This is a genomic window from Vibrio sp. 10N.222.52.B7 (assembly GCF_041474275.1).
Taxonomy (GTDB): domain Bacteria; phylum Pseudomonadota; class Gammaproteobacteria; order Enterobacterales; family Vibrionaceae; genus Vibrio; species Vibrio crassostreae_C.
In genome coordinates this window covers 1-357 of sequence record NZ_JBFRTU010000148.1, presented here as the reverse complement: position 1 = coordinate 357, position 357 = coordinate 1, and the positions used below count along the sequence as shown (strand labels likewise).

1 pseudogene is annotated in these 357 nt (G+C 47.6%); it reads left to right on the top strand.

What is annotated here, in order from left to right:
* Nucleotides 1-357 (top strand): annotated as a pseudogene (gene copA, locus AB4512_RS21835) (Cu+ exporting ATPase); the annotation flags it as partial.

Genomic DNA, 357 nt, shown 5'->3' with positions numbered 1-357 from the left:
ATCAATCTCGCAGAACAAACTGCCTTGGTTTTCACCTCTCAAACAAGAGACATCATTGAAAACGCTCTAATAGAATCGGTGAAAGCTGCCGGTTATGGCGCCGAGTTTGTTGATGATGCGGCAACACAGCAACAAAAACAGCAAGAGCAACAACTTAGCACTCAACAAGCCTTCCTGAAAAACTCAGTAAGTGCGCTACTGCTTGGGGCTCCACTGATGGCATGGGGCGTGTTCGGTGGCAGCATGACAATTGCCACATTTAACGATCAACTGGCTTGGGGCTTAGTTGGTGTCGTTTGTTTGATACTGCTTGCTACCTCAGGTCGTAGCTTTTTCACGAATGCTTGGCAGTCTCTC